24 protein-coding genes and 1 pseudogene are annotated in these 20,683 nt (G+C 73.4%); 14 read left to right on the top strand and 11 right to left on the bottom strand.

Translation table 11 applies throughout. From position 1 onward, the window contains the following. Nucleotides 1-54: 54 nt before the first annotated feature. A complete protein-coding gene (gene folP / locus ACFW1I_RS28015) occupies nucleotides 55-915 on the bottom strand; it encodes a dihydropteroate synthase (RefSeq protein ID WP_384675062.1) in 861 nt (286 codons plus the stop codon). A gap of 121 nt (nucleotides 916-1,036) precedes the next feature. Between folP and ACFW1I_RS28020 the strand changes: the two genes are divergently transcribed. Next, the gene (locus tag ACFW1I_RS28020; RefSeq protein WP_384675064.1) at nucleotides 1,037-1,366 is read left to right on the top strand and encodes a DivIVA domain-containing protein; all 330 of its coding nucleotides are present in this window, start codon (nucleotides 1,037-1,039) and stop codon (nucleotides 1,364-1,366) included. Then, on the top strand, nucleotides 1,363-1,947 hold the full coding sequence (locus ACFW1I_RS28025) for a DNA-3-methyladenine glycosylase I (protein ID WP_384675065.1): 585 nt from the start codon (nucleotides 1,363-1,365) through the stop codon (nucleotides 1,945-1,947). Before ACFW1I_RS28020 ends, ACFW1I_RS28025 begins: the two co-directional genes overlap by 4 nt. Nucleotides 1,948-1,962: 15 nt before the next feature. Here ACFW1I_RS28025 and ACFW1I_RS28030 read toward each other — a convergent pair whose 3' ends face one another. Next, on the bottom strand, nucleotides 1,963-2,766 hold the full coding sequence (locus ACFW1I_RS28030) for an enoyl-CoA hydratase/isomerase family protein (RefSeq protein WP_384675067.1): 804 nt from the start codon (nucleotides 2,764-2,766) through the stop codon (nucleotides 1,963-1,965). 312 nt (nucleotides 2,767-3,078) lie between these two features. Between ACFW1I_RS28030 and ACFW1I_RS28035 the strand changes: the two genes are divergently transcribed. Beyond that, complete coding sequence (locus ACFW1I_RS28035; RefSeq protein ID WP_073809075.1) at nucleotides 3,079-3,246, top strand: DUF3117 domain-containing protein; 168 nt, start codon at nucleotides 3,079-3,081, stop codon at nucleotides 3,244-3,246. 103 nt (nucleotides 3,247-3,349) lie between these two features. Here ACFW1I_RS28035 and ACFW1I_RS28040 read toward each other — a convergent pair whose 3' ends face one another. Continuing rightward, nucleotides 3,350-4,015, bottom strand: coding sequence for an O-methyltransferase (locus ACFW1I_RS28040; RefSeq protein WP_384675069.1), 666 nt, complete (start codon nucleotides 4,013-4,015; stop codon nucleotides 3,350-3,352). 142 nt (nucleotides 4,016-4,157) lie between these two features. On the opposite strand from ACFW1I_RS28040, the gene sigE reads away from it, so the two are divergent. From sigE to ACFW1I_RS28065, 5 genes are all read left to right on the top strand, one after another. Then, complete coding sequence (gene sigE, locus ACFW1I_RS28045) at nucleotides 4,158-4,916, top strand: RNA polymerase sigma factor SigE (protein ID WP_078868384.1); 759 nt, start codon at nucleotides 4,158-4,160, stop codon at nucleotides 4,914-4,916. After that, a complete protein-coding gene (locus tag ACFW1I_RS28050; RefSeq protein WP_384675071.1) occupies nucleotides 4,913-5,755 on the top strand; it encodes an anti-sigma factor family protein in 843 nt (280 codons plus the stop codon). The genes sigE and ACFW1I_RS28050 overlap by 4 nt, the downstream gene beginning before the upstream one ends. A gap of 75 nt (nucleotides 5,756-5,830) precedes the next feature. Further along, nucleotides 5,831-7,480: a S1C family serine protease gene (locus ACFW1I_RS28055; protein ID WP_384675073.1), complete on the top strand. Its 1,650-nt coding sequence runs from the start codon at nucleotides 5,831-5,833 to the stop codon at nucleotides 7,478-7,480. A gap of 94 nt (nucleotides 7,481-7,574) precedes the next feature. Next, nucleotides 7,575-8,018, top strand: coding sequence for a sec-independent translocase (locus ACFW1I_RS28060; protein WP_384675075.1), 444 nt, complete (start codon nucleotides 7,575-7,577; stop codon nucleotides 8,016-8,018). Between the two features lie 74 nt (nucleotides 8,019-8,092). Continuing rightward, nucleotides 8,093-8,695, top strand: a complete 603-nt coding sequence (locus ACFW1I_RS28065) for a hypothetical protein (RefSeq protein WP_384675077.1) — start codon at nucleotides 8,093-8,095, stop codon at nucleotides 8,693-8,695. A gap of 53 nt (nucleotides 8,696-8,748) precedes the next feature. On the opposite strand, the gene ACFW1I_RS28070 is transcribed toward ACFW1I_RS28065, so the two are convergent. The 3 genes from ACFW1I_RS28070 to ACFW1I_RS28080 are packed head-to-tail and all read right to left on the bottom strand — an operon-like array spanning nucleotide 8,749 to nucleotide 11,763. Beyond that, nucleotides 8,749-9,882 carry an Mrp/NBP35 family ATP-binding protein gene (locus ACFW1I_RS28070; RefSeq protein ID WP_384675079.1) on the bottom strand — a complete coding sequence of 378 codons (1,134 nt, stop codon included), beginning with the start codon at nucleotides 9,880-9,882 and terminating at the stop codon, nucleotides 8,749-8,751. 44 nt (nucleotides 9,883-9,926) lie between these two features. Beyond that, nucleotides 9,927-10,502: a DUF1003 domain-containing protein gene (locus ACFW1I_RS28075; protein ID WP_384675081.1), complete on the bottom strand. Its 576-nt coding sequence runs from the start codon at nucleotides 10,500-10,502 to the stop codon at nucleotides 9,927-9,929. Beyond that, entirely contained in the window at nucleotides 10,495-11,763 is a 1,269-nt protein-coding gene (locus ACFW1I_RS28080) for a magnesium transporter MgtE N-terminal domain-containing protein (RefSeq protein ID WP_384675083.1), read from the bottom strand. Before ACFW1I_RS28080 ends, ACFW1I_RS28075 begins: the two co-directional genes overlap by 8 nt. 361 nt (nucleotides 11,764-12,124) lie before the next feature. Here ACFW1I_RS28080 and ACFW1I_RS28085 point away from each other — a divergent pair, with 361 nt between their 5' ends. Beyond that, complete coding sequence (locus ACFW1I_RS28085) at nucleotides 12,125-12,871, top strand: hypothetical protein (RefSeq protein ID WP_384675105.1); 747 nt, start codon at nucleotides 12,125-12,127, stop codon at nucleotides 12,869-12,871. Here the strand turns inward: ACFW1I_RS28085 and ACFW1I_RS28090 are convergent. After that, complete coding sequence (locus tag ACFW1I_RS28090; protein WP_384675085.1) at nucleotides 12,868-13,365, bottom strand: hypothetical protein; 498 nt, start codon at nucleotides 13,363-13,365, stop codon at nucleotides 12,868-12,870. The two genes, ACFW1I_RS28085 and ACFW1I_RS28090, sit on opposite strands and share 4 nt — an antisense overlap. Before the next feature lie 25 nt (nucleotides 13,366-13,390). Beyond that, nucleotides 13,391-14,518: a magnesium and cobalt transport protein CorA gene (locus ACFW1I_RS28095; protein WP_384675087.1), complete on the bottom strand. Its 1,128-nt coding sequence runs from the start codon at nucleotides 14,516-14,518 to the stop codon at nucleotides 13,391-13,393. Nucleotides 14,519-14,940: 422 nt separating this feature from the next. Between ACFW1I_RS28095 and ACFW1I_RS28100 the strand changes: the two genes are divergently transcribed. From ACFW1I_RS28100 to ACFW1I_RS28115, 4 genes are all read left to right on the top strand, one after another. Continuing rightward, nucleotides 14,941-15,531: a suppressor of fused domain protein gene (locus ACFW1I_RS28100; protein ID WP_384675088.1), complete on the top strand. Its 591-nt coding sequence runs from the start codon at nucleotides 14,941-14,943 to the stop codon at nucleotides 15,529-15,531. Between the two features lie 109 nt (nucleotides 15,532-15,640). After that, on the top strand, nucleotides 15,641-16,279 hold the full coding sequence (locus ACFW1I_RS28105) for a DUF6758 family protein (protein WP_384675090.1): 639 nt from the start codon (nucleotides 15,641-15,643) through the stop codon (nucleotides 16,277-16,279). A gap of 122 nt (nucleotides 16,280-16,401) precedes the next feature. Further along, complete coding sequence (locus ACFW1I_RS28110) at nucleotides 16,402-17,265, top strand: PHP domain-containing protein (RefSeq protein ID WP_384675092.1); 864 nt, start codon at nucleotides 16,402-16,404, stop codon at nucleotides 17,263-17,265. A gap of 251 nt (nucleotides 17,266-17,516) precedes the next feature. Further along, nucleotides 17,517-18,122: a MarC family protein gene (locus ACFW1I_RS28115; protein ID WP_384675094.1), complete on the top strand. Its 606-nt coding sequence runs from the start codon at nucleotides 17,517-17,519 to the stop codon at nucleotides 18,120-18,122. A 92-nt stretch (nucleotides 18,123-18,214) separates the two neighbouring features. Here ACFW1I_RS28115 and ACFW1I_RS28120 read toward each other — a convergent pair whose 3' ends face one another. Further along, nucleotides 18,215-18,367, bottom strand: a complete 153-nt coding sequence (locus tag ACFW1I_RS28120; RefSeq protein WP_376435415.1) for a hypothetical protein — start codon at nucleotides 18,365-18,367, stop codon at nucleotides 18,215-18,217. A 172-nt stretch (nucleotides 18,368-18,539) separates the two neighbouring features. Between ACFW1I_RS28120 and ACFW1I_RS28125 the strand changes: the two genes are divergently transcribed. Next, nucleotides 18,540-19,475: an NYN domain-containing protein gene (locus tag ACFW1I_RS28125; RefSeq protein ID WP_384675097.1), complete on the top strand. Its 936-nt coding sequence runs from the start codon at nucleotides 18,540-18,542 to the stop codon at nucleotides 19,473-19,475. Here the strand turns inward: ACFW1I_RS28125 and ACFW1I_RS28130 are convergent. Next, the gene (locus ACFW1I_RS28130) at nucleotides 19,459-20,370 is read right to left on the bottom strand and encodes an alpha/beta fold hydrolase (RefSeq protein ID WP_384675099.1); all 912 of its coding nucleotides are present in this window, start codon (nucleotides 20,368-20,370) and stop codon (nucleotides 19,459-19,461) included. The two genes, ACFW1I_RS28125 and ACFW1I_RS28130, sit on opposite strands and share 17 nt — an antisense overlap. Before the next feature lie 69 nt (nucleotides 20,371-20,439). Beyond that, nucleotides 20,440-20,683: pseudogene (locus tag ACFW1I_RS28135) on the bottom strand (ATP-dependent helicase); the annotation flags it as partial.

Genomic DNA, 20,683 nt, shown 5'->3' on the forward strand with positions numbered 1-20,683 from the left:
GGGCGGGGTGGGGGAGAAGCCCGCCGCAGGCGCCCCCTCCCGCACCCCGCCCGACTACGCCAGCCCGCGCCGGGCGACCGCCGGAGGACGGTGACCGGCGATGGACGCCACCATGTCCAGGACCTGCCGCGTCTCCGCGACCTCGTGGACGCGGTACACCCGGGCCCCCAGCCACGCCGACACGGCGGTCGTGGCCAGCGTCCCCAGCACCCGCTCCTTCACCGGCCGGTCCAGCGTCTCCCCGACGAAGTCCTTGTTCGACAGGGAGACGAGGACCGGCCACCCCGTCTCCGCCATCTCGCCGAGGCGCCGCGTCGCCTCCAGGCTGTGCCGGGTGTTCTTCCCGAAGTCGTGGCCGGGGTCGATCATGATCCCGTCCCGCCGCACGCCCAGCGCGACCGCCCGCTCGGCCAGGCCCACGGTGACCCGCAGGATGTCGGCCATCACGTCCTCGTACTCCACCCGGTGCGGGCGGGTCCGCGGCTCGGCGCCGCCCGCGTGGGTGCAGACCAGCCCCGCGCCGTACCGCGCGGCGACCTCGGCGAGCCGCGGGTCGACCCCGCCCCACGCGTCGTTGAGCACGTCCGCGCCGGCCTCGCAGACCGCCTCGCCGACGTCCGCCCGCCAGGTGTCCACGCTGATCACCACGTCGGGGTGGCGGCGCCGGACCTCCGCGACGAAGCCGACCGTGCGGCGGGCCTCCTCCTCGGCCGTGACCTCCTCGCCGGGGCCCGCCTTGACCCCGCCGATGTCGATGATCGCGGCGCCCTCGGCCACCGCCTGCTCGACGCGGGCGAGCGCCGGCTCGTCGCGGAAGGTCGCGCCCTGGTCGTAGAAGGAGTCCGGGGTCCGGTTCACGATCGCCATGATCACCGGCTCGTGCGGCCCGAATTCACGCCGTCCCAAGCGCAGCATCCCTTATGTCCTCCCTCGCGACCGGTCGACGGCGTCCTGTGCAGTCGTCTGCGACCCTAACTGTCGGCGGCGCATGGCACGATCGGCACGGGACGTTTTCCATTCCGGGAGAGGCGCGCTGGTGTTCTGGTTTCTGCTCATCACGATGGTCGTGGTCGTCGCGGCCGTGACCCTCGCCGTGGTCGGCGGCGGCGACAGCGAGGTGCTGCCCGACGCGGCCCCCGAGCAGCTGGTGGACCCGCTGCCGCTGAGCCGCCCCCTGGACCGCGCGGACGTCGAGGCGCTGCGGCTGCCGGTAGCCGCCCGCGGCTACCGGATGGAGGACGTCGACGACGTCCTGGACCGGCTCGCCGCCGAACTCGCCGAGCGCGACGCCCGGATCGCGGAGCTGGAGGCGGCCCTCGCGGCCGGGCCGGCCGGCCGCGGGACGGCGGAGGGCGACGAGCGATGACCGGCGGGGCGATCCCGGGTCCCGACGGGCTGCCGCGCTGCCCCTGGGGCCTGTCGACCGAGGACTACACCGCGTACCACGACGAGGAGTGGGGCCGCCCGGTCCACGGCGACGACGCCCTCTTCGAACGGCTCTGCCTGGAGGCGTTCCAGTCGGGCCTGTCCTGGATCACCATCCTGCGCCGCCGCGAGGGCTTCCGGCGCGCCTTCGCGGACTTCCGCATCGCCTCCGTCGCCGGCTTCGGCGACGCGGACCGCGAGCGGCTCCTCGCCGACGAGGGCATCATCCGCAACCGGGCCAAGGTCGACGCGACCCTCGCCAACGCGAAGCTGCTCGCCGACTGGGCCCCCGGCGAGCTGGACGCGCTGATCTGGTCCCACGCGCCCGACCCGGCGAGCCGCCCCGCCCCGCGCACCCTCGCCGACGTCCCGGCCGTGACCGACGAGTCCACGGCCCTGGCGAAGGCGCTGAAGAAGCGGGGCGTCCGCTTCGTCGGCCCGACCACGGCCTATGCCCTGATGCAGGCGTGCGGCCTGGTCGACGACCATCTGACGGACTGCGTGGCCCGGGGCGGCCGGTAGCCGCCCCGGCGCCCGTCACTTCCCGAGGTACTTCGGCTTCTCCTTGGCGAGGAAGGCGCGGACCGCGATGGTGTGGTCCTCGGAGGCGCCGGCCAGGGTCTGGAGCTCGTCCTCCTTCGCCAGGGCCTCGTCGAGCGAGTGGTCGGCGCCGTAGGCCACGGACTCCTTGAGCGCCGCGTACGCCACGGTGGGGCCCTCGGCGAGCTTCCGGGCCAGCTCGCGGGCCTGCTCGGCCAGTTCGGCGGCCGGCACCAGACGGTTCACGATGCCCAGCTCGTACGCCTCCTGGGCGCCGATCGAGCGGGGGAAGAGCAGCAGGTCCGAGGCGCGGCTCCGGCCGATCAGCCGGGGCAGCGTCCAGGACATGCCCGAGTCCGCGGTGAGCGCCACGCCCGCGAACGAGGTGTTGAAGGTGGCGGTGTCGGCGACGATCCGGTAGTCCGCGGCGAGCGCGAAGCCGAAGCCGGCGCCGGCGGCGACGCCGTTCACCGCGGCGATCACGGGCTTCTTCATGCCGGTGATCGCCCGGACGATCGGGTTGTAGTGGTCCCGGACCGTGTTCATCGTGTCGCGGCTGCCCGTCTCCTGGTCCTGGAGGAGCAGACCGACGTGCTCCTTCAGGTCCTGGCCGACGCAGAACGCCCGGTCGCCGGCCGCCGTCAGCAGCACCGCCCGGACCGCCGGGTCGGCCGCCGCCGCCTCCGCCGCGTCCCGCAGCGCCACCTTCGCCGCGATGTTCAGCGCGTTCATGGCCTCGGGCCGGTTGAGCGTGATGGTGGCGAGCCCGTCGCTCACTTCGTACAGGACCGTGTCGGCCATCGGGACCCCTTCGTCTCGTGCATCGGCTGATCAGCCCAGCATGACGGAGATCACCCGTACCGCCCATGTGAGCTGCGTCAAAGAATCGGGGCCCGCGGAGCGACCCGCGGCGGCGAAGTATCGCAGGCCCGACGCCGAAATGTGGGCTTTTGCGAGAGCGCGTTGCCCAAGCGATGCGGATCGATGTTGGTCATCGGGTCCTGCGATGCGGGATAATGACCGGGAAGCAATGTGTTCGAAGCCGGTGAGGCGTGCTCCGCGGTGCGGAACTGCCCGGCTGAAGATGAGCTGGTTTCAGGAAGGGGAACGAGCATGGCGGCCATGAAGCCGCGGACGGGTGACGGCCCGCTCGAGGTGACCAAGGAGGGGCGGGGCATCGTCATGCGCGTTCCGCTCGAAGGCGGCGGTCGGCTCGTGGTCGAGCTGACCCCGGACGAGGCACAGGCTCTCGGTGACGCCCTGAAGCAGGTCGTCGGCTGACCCTCCCCGTTTTCCTGACCGCTGCCCCGGTACGGCCCCGGCCGTCCGGGGCAGCGGTGTGTCCGGGGCCCCGGGGGCGGAGTCCGTCCCGCCGCGGGCGCGGTCAGCCGCGCCGGACCGCGCAGAGCAGTCCGTCGCCCACCGGCAGCAGGGTCGGCAGCAGCTGGGAGCTCTCCCGGACCGTCCGCAGCAGCTCGCGGACCCGCTGCACCTCGGCCGGCTGGGCCCCCGAATCGACCGTGCGGCCCTCCGCGAAGACGCCCTCGAAGCAGACCAGACCCCCAGGTCGGAGCAGGCGCAACGATTCAGCGAGATAGTCCGGGTACTCCGCCCGGTCGCCGTCGCAGAAGACCAGGTCGTACCCGCCGTCCGCGAGCCGCGGCAGCACGTCCAGGGCCCGACCGGGGATGAACCGCGCCCGGTTGCCGGCGAAACCCGCCGCCCGGAACGCCGTCTTCGCGAACTGCTGGTGCTCCGGCTGCACGTCCACCGTGGTCAGGGTGCCGTCCGGACGCATCCCCAGCAGCAGGTAGATCCCCGACACGCCCGTGCCCGTACCGATCTCGGCGACCGCCTTGGCGTCCGCCGACGCGGCCAGCAGACGCAGCGCCGCACCGGTGCCCTGGGACACCGGGGCCAGCCCCGCCTCCCGGGCCCGTTCCCGGGCCCAGCGCAGTGCGTCGTCCTCGGGGACGAAGGCGTCGGCGAGCGCCCAGTCGGTCTGCCGGTTGGCGGTAATGGCCCTCTCCTGTCCCCTTAGTTGGCGCAACGGTGACTGTATCCGCTGTCAGCGGGAACCCGCAGATGGGACCGGGCGTTCACCAGGGGAAGGACGCGCACGAGGACCGCCGGGCGACCCCGATTCAAATGCGCGTAAAGATTCTTATCCGGAGCTAACGGGCGAGGTGGCTATGGTAGGGGCTCCACTGGACACCACCAGAGCCGATAGGGGAGGTGCGGCTGCGCCTGTGGATCGGAGAGGGGCGTTCCGACGCCTCCTCAGGTCGGCGGGTGAGCCGAAATCCGTGACCGACACCGCTGACCAGAGCCACCGCACTGCCACCGCACCCACCACCGCGACCTTCGCATCGGATGCGGAATCGCAGGCGTGGACTCCGCCCACCTGGGAGGAGATCGTCAGCACGCACAGCGGTCGCGTCTACCGACTGGCCTACCGCCTCACCGGCAACCAGCACGACGCCGAGGACCTCACCCAGGAGGTCTTCGTCCGCGTCTTCCGCTCGCTGTCGACGTACACCCCCGGCACCTTCGAGGGCTGGCTGCACCGCATCACCACCAACCTGTTCCTCGACATGGTCCGCCGCAAGCAGCGCATCCGCTTCGACGCGCTCGCCGACGACGCGGCCGAGCGGCTCCCCAGCCGCGAGCCCTCCCCGCAGCAGGTGTTCAACGACACCCACTTCGACGCCGACGTCCAGCAGGCCCTCGACACCCTGGCGCCCGAGTTCCGCGCCGCCGTCGTCCTGTGCGACATCGAGGGACTGTCGTACGAGGAGATCGCCGCGACCCTCGGCGTGAAGCTCGGCACCGTCCGCAGCCGGATCCACCGCGGCCGCTCCCACCTGCGCAAGGCGCTCAAGCACCGCTCGCCCGAGGCCCGCGCCGAGCGTGCCCTGGCCACCGTCGGATGGGAGGCCGGGACAGCGTGAGCGGCACCCGTCCCCCGTCCCCGAGCCCCGCCGAGCACCACCTCGGGGACCGGCTCGCCGCGCTCGTCGACGGCGAGCTCGGCCATGACGCCCGCGAGCGGGTCCTGGCCCACCTCGCCACCTGTGCCCGCTGCAAGGCCGAGGCCGACGCGCAGCGCGCCCTGAAGAACGTCTTCGCCTCCAGCGGAGCCCCCCAGCCCTCCGAGGGTTTCCTCGCCCGCCTCCAGGGCCTCCCCGGCGGCCCCGGCGATCCCGGCCGCTCCCCGCTGGAGCAGCTGCTCGAAGCCGGCGGCGTGAAGAGCGACGGCTTCGCCACCGCGGCGCCCGTCGCCCCCGACACCTCCACCGGCTTCCGGGTCCACACCGTCACCTCGTCAGGACGGGGCCGGCGCTTCGCCGTCGCCGCCGCCGGCGCGGTCTCCTTCGCGGCCATCGCCCTCGGCGGCACGCTGCCCGTCGAGAGCTCCCTCACCACCACCGCCCGCGGCGGGCAGGGCACCGGCAGCGCGGTCACCCCGCTGCGCGCGGGCGCCTCGGCGGGCCCCGCCGGCTCGGCGGCCGGCCGCTCGGACCGCTCCGAGCGCTCCACCGGCGGCGCCCAGTCGATCGCCGGCGCCCCGCTCGCCCCGGGCGGCACCGTCCCCTCGGGAGCCGTCCCGGCGGACGTGGACCGCGCCGGTCCGGTCACGGCGGTACGGCTCCGAGCGGCGCAGACGCAGTCGCTCTTCGCCCTCTCGCCGTTCATACGCCCGACGGCCCCCGCTCTCCAGCTGGCCTTCGGCCCGGCCCCGAGCCCGTCCCCCAGCCCGCCCGGGACCCCGCCGGACTCCCCCCGCTGACCTCCGACCTGGTTGAATCCTCGGTCAGAGCGCCCGACACAGGGACGCTCACGGGTCAGCGGTTGCGGGGAGAGCATGAACGACGGGAAGCCGAACTGGTGGAGCCGGCCTTCGACGCCCCCGGAGGCGGCGCGGATACCCACGCCGCCCCCGGCGGAGGAGGACGACTTCCCCCTCCAGGCTCCGGACCCGGCCGAGCCCGCCGCGCCGGAGCAGGCCACGGAGGCGCCCGCCGCCCCCAAGGTCGACATGACGAAGGAACCCGCCCCGGCCGCCGCGCCCGAAACCGCGCCGGCCTCCGAGCCCGCCCCGGCCGCCGCGCCGGTCTCCGAGCCCGCGCCCGTCGCCGCCGAGCCGGCCGCGGCCGCGCCGCAGCCGCTCCACGAGCCCGACGAGTACCGGACGCCGCCCTACGGCGAGCCCGGACCGTGGGCGCCCGCACCGCCGGTGCAGCGGCCCGCCGCACCCGTACCGGCCCCGCAGGCCGCCGTGCCCCCGCACGGGGCCGTACCGCCGCCGCAGGGGCCCGTGCCGCCGCAGACGCCCGTCTGGGGCCAGTACGACCCCTGGGGCGCCGGCCCCGGAGCCGTACCCCCGCCCGCCCGGAAGAAGTCCCGGCGCGGCCTCGCCCTTGTCGGCGCCCTCGCCTTCGCCCTCGTCACCGGCGTCATCGGCGGCGGCGTCGGCGCCTACGTCGAGCGCAACGGCGGCCTCACCACCGTCGAACTCCCGCAGGCCGGGGCCGGGCACACCGACCGCGCCCCCGACAGCGTCGCCGGCATCGCCGCCAGCGCCCTGCCCGGCGTCGTCACCCTGCACGTCAGCGGCGGCGGCTCGGCCGGCACCGGCACCGGCTTCGTCCTCGACAACCGCGGCCACATCCTCACCAACAACCACGTCGTCGACGCCGCCGCGTCCTCCGGCGACATCACCGTCACCTTCTCCAGCGGCGAGACCGCCTCCGCCAAGCTCATCGGCAAGGACACCGGCTACGACCTCGCCGTCGTCCAGGTCACCGGCGTCACCGGCCTCCGGCCCCTCCCGCTCGGCAACTCCGACGACGTGCGCGTCGGCGACCCCGTCGTCGCCATCGGCGCCCCCTTCGACCTCTCCAACACGGTCACCTCCGGCATCATCAGCGCCAAGGAGCGCCCGATCACCGCGGGCGGCGAGAAGGGCGACGGCAGCGACATCTCCTACGTCGACGCCCTCCAGACCGACGCGCCCATCAACCCCGGCAACTCCGGCGGCCCCCTCCTCGACGGCAAGGGCCGCGTCATCGGCATCAACAGCGCCATCCGCGCCGCCGGAGGCTCCGGCGACGGCGGCGGGGACGGCGCCCAGGCCGGCTCCATCGGCCTCGGCTTCGCCATCCCGATCAACCAGGGCAAGCGGGTCGCCGAGGAACTCATCAACACCGGCAAGGCCACCCACCCGGTCATCGGCGTCAGCCTCGACATGCAGTTCAACGGCGACGGCGCCCGCGTCGGCGACAAGGGCAAGGACGGCACCCCGTCCGTCACCCCCGACGGCCCCGCGGCCAAGGCCGGCCTGCGCCCCGGCGACGTCATCACCAAGGTCGACGGCCAGCGGGTCCACAACGGCGAGGAGCTCATCGTGAAGATCCGCGCCCACCGCCCCGGCGACGCGCTCGTCCTGACCCTGACCCGCGACGGCGGCGAACTCACCCGGACCGTCACGCTGGGGTCGGCACAGGGCACCTGAGGTACATGTGGCGGACATCGCAAGGTACCCGTCCCGCAGCTCGGGCGGGTACCGTGGTGCGGGCCGCCCTGGTCCGGCGTGAAGGAGCTACTAGGTGTTCAGCGACATAGGCGCACTCGAGCTGGTGACGCTCATCGTGCTCGCCGTGCTCATTTTCGGCCCGGACAAGCTGCCGAAGGTCATCCAGGACGTCTCGCGCTTCATCCGGAAGATCCGGGAGTTCTCCGACAGCGCCAAGCAGGACATCCGCACCGAGCTCGGCCCGGACTTCAAGGACTTCGAGTTCGAGGACCTCAACCCGAAGACCTTCATCCGCAAGCAGCTCGACGGCAACGAGGACCTCAGCGAGCTCAAGGAGCTGCGCTCCACGTTCGACCTCCGCAAGGAGATGAACGAGGTCGCCGACGCCGTCAACGGGCGCGAGAGCGCCCCCGCGGCGGCCCCCGCCACGGTCAACGGCTCCGGTCCGGACCTGCTGAAGAAGCAGGACCCGCCGGCCGCGCCCGAGCGGCCGCCGTACGACTCCGACGCCACCTGACGACGCACCTGACACGGGCGGTCACCGACCGGTCGCTATCCTCCTTGAGTTGACGGAACGAGGAGGCGGCCGAGATGAAGACGACGAGTCGGGTGGAAGCCGAGGGGTTTCTGCGCGCACCCTTCGCCTGGTACGGGCTCGACGAGGCGTTCACCGGGCCCCGCCGGCTGATGCAGATCGGCACGGCGGCGGACGGCACCGTCCAGCACGGCTCGGTGGGCCACGGTGACGAGCCGTCGATAAAGTCCGAGGCCGCCGGCACGGAGAAGGAGCGGTTCGCCGTCGTCGTGACGGTCGCCGCGAACCCCGTGCGGCGCACCGGCGACGGCACCGGCGTCCTCGACGCCACCACCGTCTCCTCCGCGGCCTGGCTGGCCGGCTCCGGGCTGCTCGCCCACACCTGGCCCGCCTCCCTCGACCACGGGCTGCGGGACCACTGGCTCGACCAGCAGACCGAGACGGCCTTCGAGCTGGCCGACGACCTCGACGGGCCCGCGTGGACGACGCTGTCCCTGCCCGTGGACGGGGTGCCGGTGCCCTTCCACTACCGCGAGTCCGAGTTCGGATGGGTGCTGGCCGGCTCCGCCGGAGAGGCGCACATCGGGGCGTACGGGCGCGGCATGAGCGCGTACGGGCTGGGCTTCGCGCAGATCAAGGACCTCGGGCTGTACGCCTGACGGTCCCGGGTACGACGAAGGGCGCCCCGCCGCGGGGCGCCCTTCGCCGTGTCTCAGAACTTGTTGCGCGGCGTGATGCCGAGGCTCAGGCCGGAGAGGCCGCGCTGGCGGCCGCCGAGCTTGCCGGCGATGGCGCGGAGGGCGGCGCCGGCCGGGGAGTCGGGGTCGGAGAGGACGACCGGGCGACCGTCGTCGCCGCCCTCGCGCAGCCGGACGTCGATCGGGATGGAGCCGAGGACCGGGACCGTCGTACCGGTGGTGCGGGACAGGCCGTCCGCGACCGTCTGGCCGCCGCCCGTGCCGAAGACGTCCACCATCTCGTCGCAGTGCGGGCAGGGCAGGCCCGCCATGTTCTCGACGACACCGACGATCTTCTGGTGGGTCTGCACGGCGATCGAGCCGGCCCGCTCGGCGACCTCGGCCGCCGCCTGCTGCGGGGTGGTGACGACCAGGATCTCCGCGTTCGGCACCAGCTGCGCGACCGAGATCGCGATGTCGCCGGTGCCCGGGGGCAGGTCGAGCAGCAGGACGTCCAGGTCGCCCCAGTACACGTCCGCGAGGAACTGCTGGAGCGCGCGGTGCAGCATCGGGCCGCGCCACACCACCGGCGCGTTGCCCGGGGTGAACATGCCGATCGAGATGACCTTCACGCCGTTCGCCGACGGCGGCATGATCATGTTCTCGACCTGGGTCGGACGGCCGTCCGCGCCCAGCATCCGCGGCACGCTGTGGCCGTAGATGTCCGCGTCGACGACACCGACCTTCAGGCCGTCGGCGGCCATCGCCGCCGCCAGGTTCACGGTCACCGAGGACTTGCCGACGCCGCCCTTGCCGGAGGCGACCGCGTACACCCGGGTCAGCGAGCCCGGCTTCGCGAAGGGCACCTCGCGCTCGGCGGTGGTGCCGCGCAGCGCCGCCGCCAGCTCCTTGCGCTGCTCGTCGCTCATCACGTCCAGCGTCACGTCGACGCCGGTGACGCCCTCGACGCGGGACACGGCCTCGGTGACGCGTTGCGTGATGGTGTCGCGCATCGGGCAGCCGGAGACCGTCAGGTAGACCGTCACCGCGACCTTGCCGTCCGGTCCGATCTCCACCGACTTGACCATGCCGAGTTCCGTGATCGGACGATTGATCTCGGGGTCGTTCACCGTCGCCAGTGCTTCGAGCACCGCGTCTTCCGTAGCCATAGGTCTGATGGTACGGCGACGACCACGTGGCTATGAAAGGGCTGTCAACGGTCGGGTACGTCACTCCGCCGCTCGCCGTCCGGCGGGAATAGATCGCGTTCCTGTCCGCGCTCCTCCAGTTCCCTCACCAGGTCCTGCAGTTCGGAGCGGATCCAGTCCCGGGTGGCGACCTCGCCGAGGCCCATCCGGAGCGCGGCGATCTCCCGGGTCAGGTATTCCGTGTCGGCGATCGAGCGCTCGTTCTGCTTGCGGTCCTGCTCCAGGTTGACCCGGTCCCGGTCGTCCTGCCGGTTCTGCGCCAGCAGGATCAGCGGGGCGGCGTACGACGCCTGCAGGGAGAGCGCCAGCGTCAGGAAGATGAAGGGGTACTCGTCGAACTTCAGGGACGCCGGGGCGAAGATGTTCCAGCCGACCCAGACGATGATCGTCAGCGTCATCCAGACCAGGAACCGGCCCGTCCCCAGGAAGCGGGCGATCCGCTCCGAGAGCCGCCCGAAGGCCTCCGGGTCGTACTCCGGCAGCAGCCGGGCCCGGCGCTCGCGCGGCAGGTCGAGCCGGATCCGCGGCAGCTGCCGGTCCCGCTCCCGGTCCCGTTCCCGCTCCTGCGGCCGCTCAGCCACCGCGCACCGCCTCCTCGTGGAACTCCGTCTCCCGCCAGTCGTCCGGCAGCAGGTGGTCGAGCACGTCGTCGACGGTGACCGCGCCGAGCAGCGAACCGCTCTCGTCCACGACCGGCGCCGCCACCAGGTTGTACGCGGCGAAGTAGCTGGTCACGGCCGGCAGCGGGGTGTCCGGGCCGAGCGGCGGCAGATCGCTGTCGACCAGCGAGCTGACCAGCGTGAACGGCGGGTCGCGCAGCAGCCGCTGGAAGTGGACCGTGCCCAGGTACTTCCCGGTCGGCGTCTCGTCCGGCGGCCGGCACACGTACACCTGCGCCGCGAGCGCCGGCGACAGGTCCTGCTGGCGGACCCGGGCGAGCGCGTCGGCGACGGTGGCGTCCGGGCGCAGCACGATCGGCTCGGTGGTCATCAGACCGCCCGCGGTCCGCTCCTCGTACGACATCAGCCGGCGCACGTCGGCGGCGTCGTCCGGCCGCATCAGGGTGAGCAGCCGTTCCTTCTCCTCGTCCGGCAGCTCGTTGAGGAGGTCGGCGGCGTCGTCCGGGTCCATCGCCTCCAGGACGTCGGCGGCCCGCTCCTCCTTCAGCTTGCCGAGGATCTCCACCTGGTCGTCCTCGGGCAGCTCCTCCAGGACGTCGGCGAGCCGGTCGTCGTCGAGGGCGGCGGCGACCTCGGCGCGCCGCTTGGGGGAGAGGTGGTGGAGGGCGTTGGCGAGGTCGGCGGGGCGGAGCTTCTCGAAGGTGGCGACCAGGCTCTCGGCGCCCTGCCCGTGCTCCTCCAGGGAGAAGCCGGTGACCGCCGACCACTCCACGGTCAGCGCCTCCCCCTTGCGGCGCAGCGCCCCGCCCTTGCCCCGGCGGACGAAGACCTTGTCGATCTCCCAGTCACGGCGGGCCGGCAGCTGCTGGATGGCGATGTCGAGGACGGTGACCTCCTCGCCGGTCTCGACCAGGGTGACCCGCCGGTCGAGGAGCTCGCCGAGGACGAGCCGCTCGGTCGGCCGCTGCTCGAAGCGGCGCATGTTGACCACGCCGGTGGTGATGACCTGGCCGGACTCGACGCCCGTGATCCGGGTCATCGGGACGAAGACCCGGCGCCGGCTCAGCACCTCCACGACCATGCCGAGGAGCCGGGGCGGGCGGCGGCCGACGCGGAGCATCGCGACCAGGTCGCTGACCCGGCCCACCTGGTCGCCGACGGGGTCGAAGACGGGCACGCCGGCGAGGTGGGAGACGAAGATCCGGGGGGCGCCTGCCGCCATGCCTCGCGCCTCCTCGCTGCCGCACGATCCGGGGTCGCCGGGCCGCCCCCGCGGGGCCGCACGGCCGGTGCGGGACCCTGCCGGGGCTCCGCATGGTTCAGGCTAGCCCGAGGTGTTCGACCCCGCTCCGGCAGCGCCGCCGTCCGGCTGCCTGCGGGGACGCCCGGCCGGCCCGGGTACGCTGCGGTCTGCCGCCCCCCACCGGCACCGGCCGGCCCCTCCGGCCGACCCCCGGCGGCCCCTTCCGCCGTGTGTGTACGGCCGGGGCCGTTCCCCCACCGCAGAACGAGAGGCAGCGCAGGTGACCGTCCGTACCCCGTCATCGCGTATCCCGTCCGTACCGCCGGCGCCCGCCCGGACGCTGTCCGCCGCCCGGTTCCGCAGGGCGGCCGTGCCGCTGGCGCTGTGCGCGGGGCTGACGGTGGGCCTGACGGCCTGCGCGGCCGACCCGGACGAGGGGACCAACGGGGTCGGGAGACTGTCGGCGCCGGAGATCGAGAAGGAGGCCCGGACGGCGGCGGACACCGCGAAGGCGGTCCGGCTCTCCGGCACCCTGGTCAGCAAGGGCGGCACCTTCAAGCTGAACATGCGGCTGAAGCAGAACGGCGGCGCCGGCTCGGTGACCACGAAGAACAACACCTTCGAGCTGCTGCGGGTCGGCGACGCCCTCTATCTGAAGGCCGACGCGGGCTTCTGGACGCACGAGGAGGAGGGCGACGGCAAGCCCAGCGAGGCCGACACGGAGGCCGCAGACAAGCTGGACGACATGTACGTGAAGGTGCCGAGCGACGACCCCTCGTACAAGCAGCTGCGCGGCTTCACCGAGATGGACCAGCTGCTGCGCGGGATCATCGGACTGCACGGGGACGTCGTCAAGGGCGACCGGGACCAGATCGGCGGCGTCCGCACGGTGAAGGTGAAGGGCGGCGCGGACGGCGAGGGCGGCACCCTCGACGTGGCCCTGGAGGGCTCCCCGTACCCGCTCCAGTTCGCCCGGGGCGGGGGAGCGGGCCTGGTGGTGCTCTCCGAGTGGGACAAGGACTTCCCGCTCACCGAGCCGAGCCGCGAGGAAACCCTCGACTACGGCCGCCAGCTGCCCCGCGCCTAGCCCTTCTTCCGGCGGAACAGCAGCTTCGGCAGGCCGGCCGGGACCGGGCGGCGGGTGGTCGCGGCGGAGGGGAGCGGGACCGCGGCGAGCGAGCCGTCCGGCAGTTCGGTGGTGGCGGCGCGCGGGTCGAGGCGCAGGACGCGGCACTCGCGCGCCCAGCGCCCGGGCATCGCCTCGCCGTCGGGCGCGTTGAGCCGCTTGCCCTTCAGTTCGGCGACGGCGGCGTCCCACTCCTCGCTGCCGGGGGAGAGCTGGCGGACGGCGGCCGTCCAGGAGACGATCCGGCCGCCCTTGTCCTTGCTGCGGACCGTGACCTCGGCGGTGCCGCCGTCGGCGAGGCCGGGCAGCGGCTGCTCGCCGGGGCCGTCGCCGACCACATGGGCGGCGCCGTCGTGCCAGACGTGCCAGAGCGCCCGGGCGGGTCCGGTGCCCCGGACCCAGACGAGACCGGACTTCTTGGTGGCCTCCTCGACGAGGAACAGCTCTTCTGTCATGGCCCGAAGCCTAACGGCAGGCCCGTCAGAGCCAGCCGTTGCGCTTCAGGGTGCGGTGGATGGTGAAGCAGATGACGGCGATGCCGCCGAGCACCATCGGGTAGCCGAACTTCCACTGGAGCTCCGGCATGTACTCGAAGTTCATGCCGTAGACCCCGCAGACCGCCGTGGGGACGGCGACGATCGCCGCCCACGAGGTGATCTTGCGCATGTCCTCGTTCTGCGCGACGGTCGCCTGCGCCAGGTTGGCCTGGAGGATCGAGTTCAGCAGCTCGTCGAAGCCGACGACCTGCTCCTGGACGCGGGCGAGGTGGTCGGCGACGTCCCGGAAGTACTTCTGGATGTCCGGGTCGACCAGCCGCATGGGCCGCTCGCTCAGCAGCTGCATCGGGCGCAGCAGCGGGGTGACGGCCCGCTTGAACTCCAGCACCTCGCGCTTGAGCTGGTAGATCCGGCCGGTGTCGGTGCCGCGCGTGGAGCCCTTCGCGGCCGGCGAGAAGACGTCGATCTCCAGCTGGTCGATGTCGAGTTCGACGGCGTCGGCGACCGCGATGTAGCCGTCGACGACATGGTCGGCGAGGGCGTGCAGGACGGCCGAGGGCCCCTTGGCGAGGAGCTCCGGCTCGCCCTGGAGGCGGTGCCGGAGGTTGCGCAGCGAGCCCTGGCCGCCGTGCCGGACGGTGATGACGAAGTCCGGGCCGGTGAAGCACATCACCTCGCCGGTCTCCACCACCTCGCTGGTGGCGGTGAGTTCGGCGTGCTCGACGTAGTGGATCGTCTTGAACACGGTGAAGAGGGTGTCGTCGTACCGCTCCAGCTTGGGCCGCTGGTGGGCGTGGACGGCGTCCTCGACGGCGAGCGGGTGGAGCCCGAACTCGGCGGCGATACCGGCGAATTCGGCCTCGGTCGGCTCGTGCAGGCCGATCCACGCGAAGCCGCCGGACTCCCGCACCTGCGACATGGCGCCGCGCGGGGTGAGGCAGGCGCGGTCGTCGATCCGGCGCCCGTCGCGGTAGACGGCGCAGTCGACGATGGCGCTGGAGGCCGAGTGGTCGCGGGTCGGGTCGTAGTTCGTGTACGTGGTCGGGGTCTTGCGCAGGCTCGGGCGCAGGCTCGGCCGAACGGCGGCGCGCAGGTCACGGATCATCGACATGGGCGTGCTCTCCTTCACGGACAGGCCGTCGGCGAGCGTGGCGCAACCCGGAATGAGGACGTGGGGAAGCTTCGTCCACAAAGCGGGCGGCACCGGCGGATCGCGGCGACGGCGGTCGCAACTCAGACAGGCAAAGAGGGGATGCTCTTCCGTCGGACGCGATGCCGGAGGGGGGTCCCGGTTCGGGGACCCGGTGTCACCGGAGGGAGGAACGCACCGGGCTCGGGTGCGGAGCGGCGGAAGAGCGACTGGTACTGCCCGATCGACTTCGGTCCATCGCAGTCCCACCTCCTCCGGCCGGTCCCTCGTGAGGGACGACGTGTGACGCACAGTCGGGAAACCCGACCAGTGGCCAACACTATCAGCCGACCGAGGGTCAATCCCTTACTTTGCCCGTTCCATACGCGATCTATGCTCGCCGCATGGGAGAAGTTCTTGCACTGGTCGAGGCCCGGCTGCGTACGGCCCTCGGCGAACCGGACGCGCGGGCCGCGGTGACCTTCCTCGGCACCGACCGCATCGAGGTGCTCCGCTTCGTCGACGCGGAGGCGGGCCTCGTGCGCTACGCCACGCTGGGCATGTCCGCGGCGCCGATGGCCGACCCGACGGCCGCGCTCGCCGACCCGGTGAAGGGCCCGCGCGCCGAACTGGTCCTGACCGTGCGCCTCGGGCGCGCGGACACCGACAAGGTGCTGCGCCCGCTGGCGGTGCTCGCCGCGACCCCTCAGGTGGAGGGCGTGATCGTCGCCCCCGGCGCCTCGCTGGACGTCGGCGAGCCGCTGTGGCCGGGGGCCGGCTTCACCTCGGTCCTGGTCGCCGAGTCGGGCGGCCTGGTGGAGGACCTGGAGCTGGACGAGCCGATGGACCCGGTCCGGTTCCTGCCGCTGCTGCCGATGACCCCGAACGAGGCCGCCTGGAAGCGGGTGCACGGGGCGCAGGCCCTGGAGGAGCGCTGGCTGGCGAAGGGCACGGACCTGCGGGATCCGCTGCGCGGTTCCGTGGCCCTGGACTGAGGGTCCGCGCCGGGGTCCGGCGGCGTCCGGGTGACGGGCACGGTCCGGACGGGTGATCGGCCGCCGCCGTCCTTGACGGGAGGCGCGTGCGGTAGGACCGTTGAGCCCTATGAGGGGCGAACCCAGTTGTCCGAAGTGTGGTGGTCGGGTCAGGGCGCCCGGTCTCTTCGCCGACTCCTGGCAGTGCGACGTGCACGGGCCCGTGCATCCGCTGCAGCCCGTGATCCCGCCGAGCGTCGAAGCCCTCTCCGTCGTCGTCCAGCGCTCCCACGTGCCCGTCTGGATGCCCTGGCCGCTCCCGGTCGGCTGGCTCTTCACCGGGGTCACCTACGCCGGTGACGACCGCAGCGGCGGCCGCGCCACCGCCGTCGCCTGTTCCGGTCCCGGCCCGCTCGGCGGCATCGGCGAGCTGCTGCTCGTCGCCGAGGAGCTGGGCGTCGGCCTCGGCGCCCGGTACGCCGGCATCGACGGCCCCGACCCCGGCTCCGGCATGGCGATCGACAAGCCGCCGCAGGCCAAGGTCCTCGCCGCCGGCCGCCCCACCCCCCTCTGGCACGTCACCGGCACCCCGCACGACCGGGCCGTCTTCGCCGGCGAGGCCCGTGGGCTCTGGCTCTGGGCGATCGTCTGGCCCGAGCAGTCCGGGCTGCTCATGTACGACGAGCTGGTCCTCACCGACCTGCGGGACGCGGGCGCCGAGGTCGAGCTGCTGCCCTGCGGGGCGCTCACCCCGCGCCTGCTCGGCTGACGGGACGGCGACCCCCGGCGGTGTAACAGGTGCCGCCGGGATCGACTCCGTACAACCGGGGGCTGATCGCCCGTTATGCTGGAGCGTCACTCATCCGTGCCGAGCCCCTGGAGAACCGCGTCGTGCACATCGACCTGCACAGCCACTCCACGGCCTCCGACGGCACCGACACCCCCGCCGAGCTGGTGCGGAACGCCGCCGCGGCCGGGCTCGACGTCGTCGCGCTCACCGACCACGACACCACCCGCGGGCACGCCGAGGCGATCGCCGCCGCGCCCGAGGGGCTGACCGTCGTCCCCGGCGCCGAGCTCTCCTGCCGCCTCGACGGCATCGGCCTGCACATGCTCGCCTACCTCTTCGACCCCGAGGAGCCGGCGCTGCTCGCCGAGCGCGAGCTGGTCCGCGACGACCGGGTGCCGCGCGCCCGGGCCATGGTCGGCCGGCTCCAGGAGCTGGGCGTGCCGGTCACCTGGGAGCAGGTCGCCCGGATCGCCGGCGACGGCTCCGTGGGCCGCCCGCACGTCGCCGAGGCCCTGGTCGAGCTGGGTGTCGTCCCCGACGTCTCCGGCGCGTTCACCACCGAGTGGATCGCCGACGGCGGCCGGGCCCACGTCGAGAAGCACGAGCTGGACCCGGTGCGGGCGATCGCCCTGGTCAAGGCGGCCGGCGGCGTCACCGTCTTCGCCCACCCGGCCGCCGTCAAGCGCGGCAAGGTCGTGCCCGAGTCCGCGATCGCCGCCCTCGCCGCGGCCGGGCTCGACGGCATCGAGGTCGACCACATGGACCACGACGAGCCCACCCGCGCCCGGCTGCGCGGGCTCGCCAAGGAGCTGGGCCTGCTGGTCACCGGCTCCAGCGACTACCACGGCAGCCGCAAGACCTGCCGCCTCGGCGAGTACACCACCGACCCCGAGATCTACGGCGAGATCACCCGCCGGGCCACCGGGGCCTTCCCCGTCCCCGGTGCCGGCGGAGTCCGGGCCTAGGGCCTGTCCGGCGGACCCCACCGGGTCCGCCCCGCGTCGCCGCCGGAACGCCCGAGCGGCCCCGGCGCCCCGTGCCCCATCCGCGCCCGGGGTGCCTCCTGCCCGGCCGACCCGCCCGCCCCCTTCCGTACCGCCCCGAGCCCGTGCGTCCACCGCGCGGCGGCGGGCACTCCTGCCCCGATGCCGGAATCCCGCATTCCGGTCCGGTGCCCCACACCCCACCGTTCGACCCTCACCGCAAGGCACCCCACGTGTTCGACCTCGCCGTCTTCGGCTCGCTCTTCCTCACCCTGTTCGTGATCATGGATCCGCCCGGCATCACGCCGATCTTCCTCGCGCTGACCTCCGGCCGCCCCGCCAAGGTCCAGCGCCGGATGGCCTGGCAGGCCGTCGCCGTCGCCTTCGGCGTCATCGCCGTCTTCGGCGTCCTCGGCCAGCAGATCCTCGACTACCTGCACGTCTCCGTCCCCGCCCTGATGATCGCGGGCGGTCTCCTGCTGCTGCTCATCGCGCTCGACCTGCTCACCGGCAAGACCGACGAGCCCAAGCAGACCAAGGACGTCAACGTCGCCCTCGTGCCGCTCGGCATGCCGCTGCTCGCCGGGCCCGGCGCCATCGTCTCGGTCATCCTCGCCGTCCAGCACGCCGACAGCGTCTCCGCGCAGATCTCCGTCTGGACCGCCATCGCCGCCATGCACGTCGTGCTCTGGCTGGCCATGCGCTACTCGCTCGGCATCATCCGCGTCATCAAGGACGGCGGCGTCGTCCTCGTCACCCGGCTCGCCGGCATGATGCTCTCCGCGATCGCCGTGCAGCAGATCATCAACGGCGTCACCCAGGTCATCCGGGGCGGCTAGACCCCGTCCGGACACCACTGCGCCCCCGTGCGGATTCCGTCGAAGCGGAGTCCGCGCGGGGGCGCGGTGCGTGGTGTGAGCCCGGCCCCTCGTTACGAGGCGGAGGTCTCTGCGGGTCGGATCCAGATGCGCTGGCCGACAGCGGCGGCCTGCTGCACGATCCGGTTGACGGAGGCGGCGTCCACGACCGTCGAGTCGACGGGCGTGCCGTCGATGTCGTCGAGTCGCAGGATTTCGAAGCGCATGGCTTCTCCCTTCGTCCGGAGTTGATCCTCCATGTGGAGAACTGCGTACGTATGTGTCTAACGGCTGCCCCACCCGAAACATTCCTTACGCTAAAGAAAATTTTCGGATGGCTAACTACTATCGGGTAGCGGGTGTGGCGGCCCGCCCTCCCGAGGCGGACAATGAGGGCCGATGAACGACGCCACGCACCCCGCTCCGCCCGCCGACGACACCCCCCACGCGCTCGCCGCGCTGGAGGCCCGCCTGGAGCGCACCAATGAGCTCCTGCGGCGGATGCTGGCCGAGGTGGCCAAGACACCGTCCACTCACGCCATCTTCGTCGACGCCGGTTACGTCCATGCTTCGGCCGGGTTGCTGGTGACCGGTTCCGGGGACCGGCGCTCCTTCGACCTCGACGCCGAGGGCCTGATCGAGGCGTTCATCGACACCGCCCGGACGGTCTTCGCCGACTCCCGGCTGCTGCGCGTGTACTGGTACGACGGCGCCCGCCGCCGCATCCACACCCCCGAACAGCAGTCGATCGCCGAGCTCCCCGACGTCAAGGTCCGCCTCGGCAACCTCAACGCCGACAACCAGCAGAAGGGCGTCGACTCCCTCATCCGCACCGACCTGGAGTCGCTCGCCCGCCACCGCGCCATCAGCGACGCCGCGCTCGTCGGCGGCGACGAGGACCTGATCTCCGCCGTCGAGGCGGCCCAGGGCTACGGCGCCCGCGTCCACCTCTGGGGCATCGAGGCCGCCGACGGCCCCAACCAGGCCGAGGCGCTGCTCTGGGAGGTCGACAGCCGGCGCACCTTCGACCTCGACTTCTGCCGGCCCTACGTCACCCGGCGCCCGGTCACGATGTACGAGAACGAGTCCGAGCCGCCGCCCTCACGCGACGAGGTCCGCTTCATGGGCGCCCAGATCGCCGCCACCTGGCTCGGCGAACGCGGCCGCGACCGGCTCGCCGAACTCCTGCCCGGCGACCCGTACCTCCCCGCCGCCGTCGACCAGGACCTCCTCGTCGAGGCCGAGTCCCGGCTCAGCCGCTCCCTGCGCGGCCACGGCGCCCTCCGGCGCGCGCTGCGCGACGGCTTCTGGCAGCACCTCAGGGCGCAGTACTGACCCTGAGGACGGGCTCCTCCGCGGCCTCGGCCGTGTCGACCCGCTCCCAGAAGGCGGTCAGGCGCTCCGCCAGCTCGCGCGGGTGGGAGACGTTGGGGGAGTGGCCGGCGCCCTCGACCACGGTGTGGTGCGCGCCGGTACGGGCGGCGACCGCCGCCAGCTCGGCCGGCGGCCAGACCATCTCCTCGGAGCCGTACGCCAGGTGCACCGGCAGCGCCAGGGCCGCCAGCTCGGCCGGACCGTCCGGGTCGCGCAGCAGCAGCCGGCCCGCGCCGGACAGCTGGGCCACCTTCGTCAGCATCCAGCGGCGCCGCAGGAAGCCCACCACCTCGGCCGAGTCGACCGCCTCGTCCGGCTCCTCGCCGCGGCTGTCCAGCCACCGCGTGGTCCGCCACACCCGCTCCTTCGCCAGCAGCGCGTGCCCGGCCCGCAGCGCCCGGATCCGGACCCGCTGGGGGCGGGCGACCCGGCCGGGGCCGGAGGAGAGCAGGGTCAGCGAGCGGAAGGCCCGGGGGGCCAGCACCGCGGCCGAGCGGGCGACGAGCCCGCCGAAGGAGTGCCCGAGCAGATGCACCGGACCGTCCCGCAGCGCCACCGCCTGCGCGACCGCGTCCAGCGCGAGGGCCCGGCGGCGGTAGGCGGCGCGGCCCCGGGGGCCGTACGACTCGTTCTGCCCGCGGCCGTCGACGGCGACGACCCGGTACCCGGCCTCGCTCAGGGGGCCGAGCAGCGCCAGGAAGTCCTCCTTGCTGCCGGTGTACCCGGGCAGCATCAGGACGCTCCCGCGCGGCTCGCCGACCGGGGCGGTGTCGAGCACGGAGAATCCGCCGCGCACGGTCTCCAGGCGGTGGGCCCGGGTGCGGGGCGGCAGCGACAGGGAGCGCGGCTTGCTCATGCAAGGACTGTAACCGGACGGTGGCCTCCGGATCAGCCCGCCGTACCGCCCGGTGGTCCGGGCGCGGTGCTACGCCTCGGGCTGGGCCGGGGCGGCCTTCTTGGCGACCCGCTTGCGCGGGGCCTTCGGGGCCTCCTCGACCGGGGCCTCGGCGGCCTTCTTCACCGTGCGCCGACGGGTCGTCGTCGCCTTCTGCGGCTCCGACGCGTCCGGCGCCACGGCGGCGGCCGTCTTCTTCGCGGCGGTCCGCTTACGGGGAGCCTTCGGGGCTTCCTCGGCGGCGGGCGCCTCGGTGACGGCCTCGGCCGTCTTC

It is taken from the genome of Streptomyces sp. NPDC058955, from assembly GCF_042741435.1.
Taxonomy (GTDB): Bacteria; Actinomycetota; Actinomycetes; order Streptomycetales; family Streptomycetaceae; genus Streptomyces.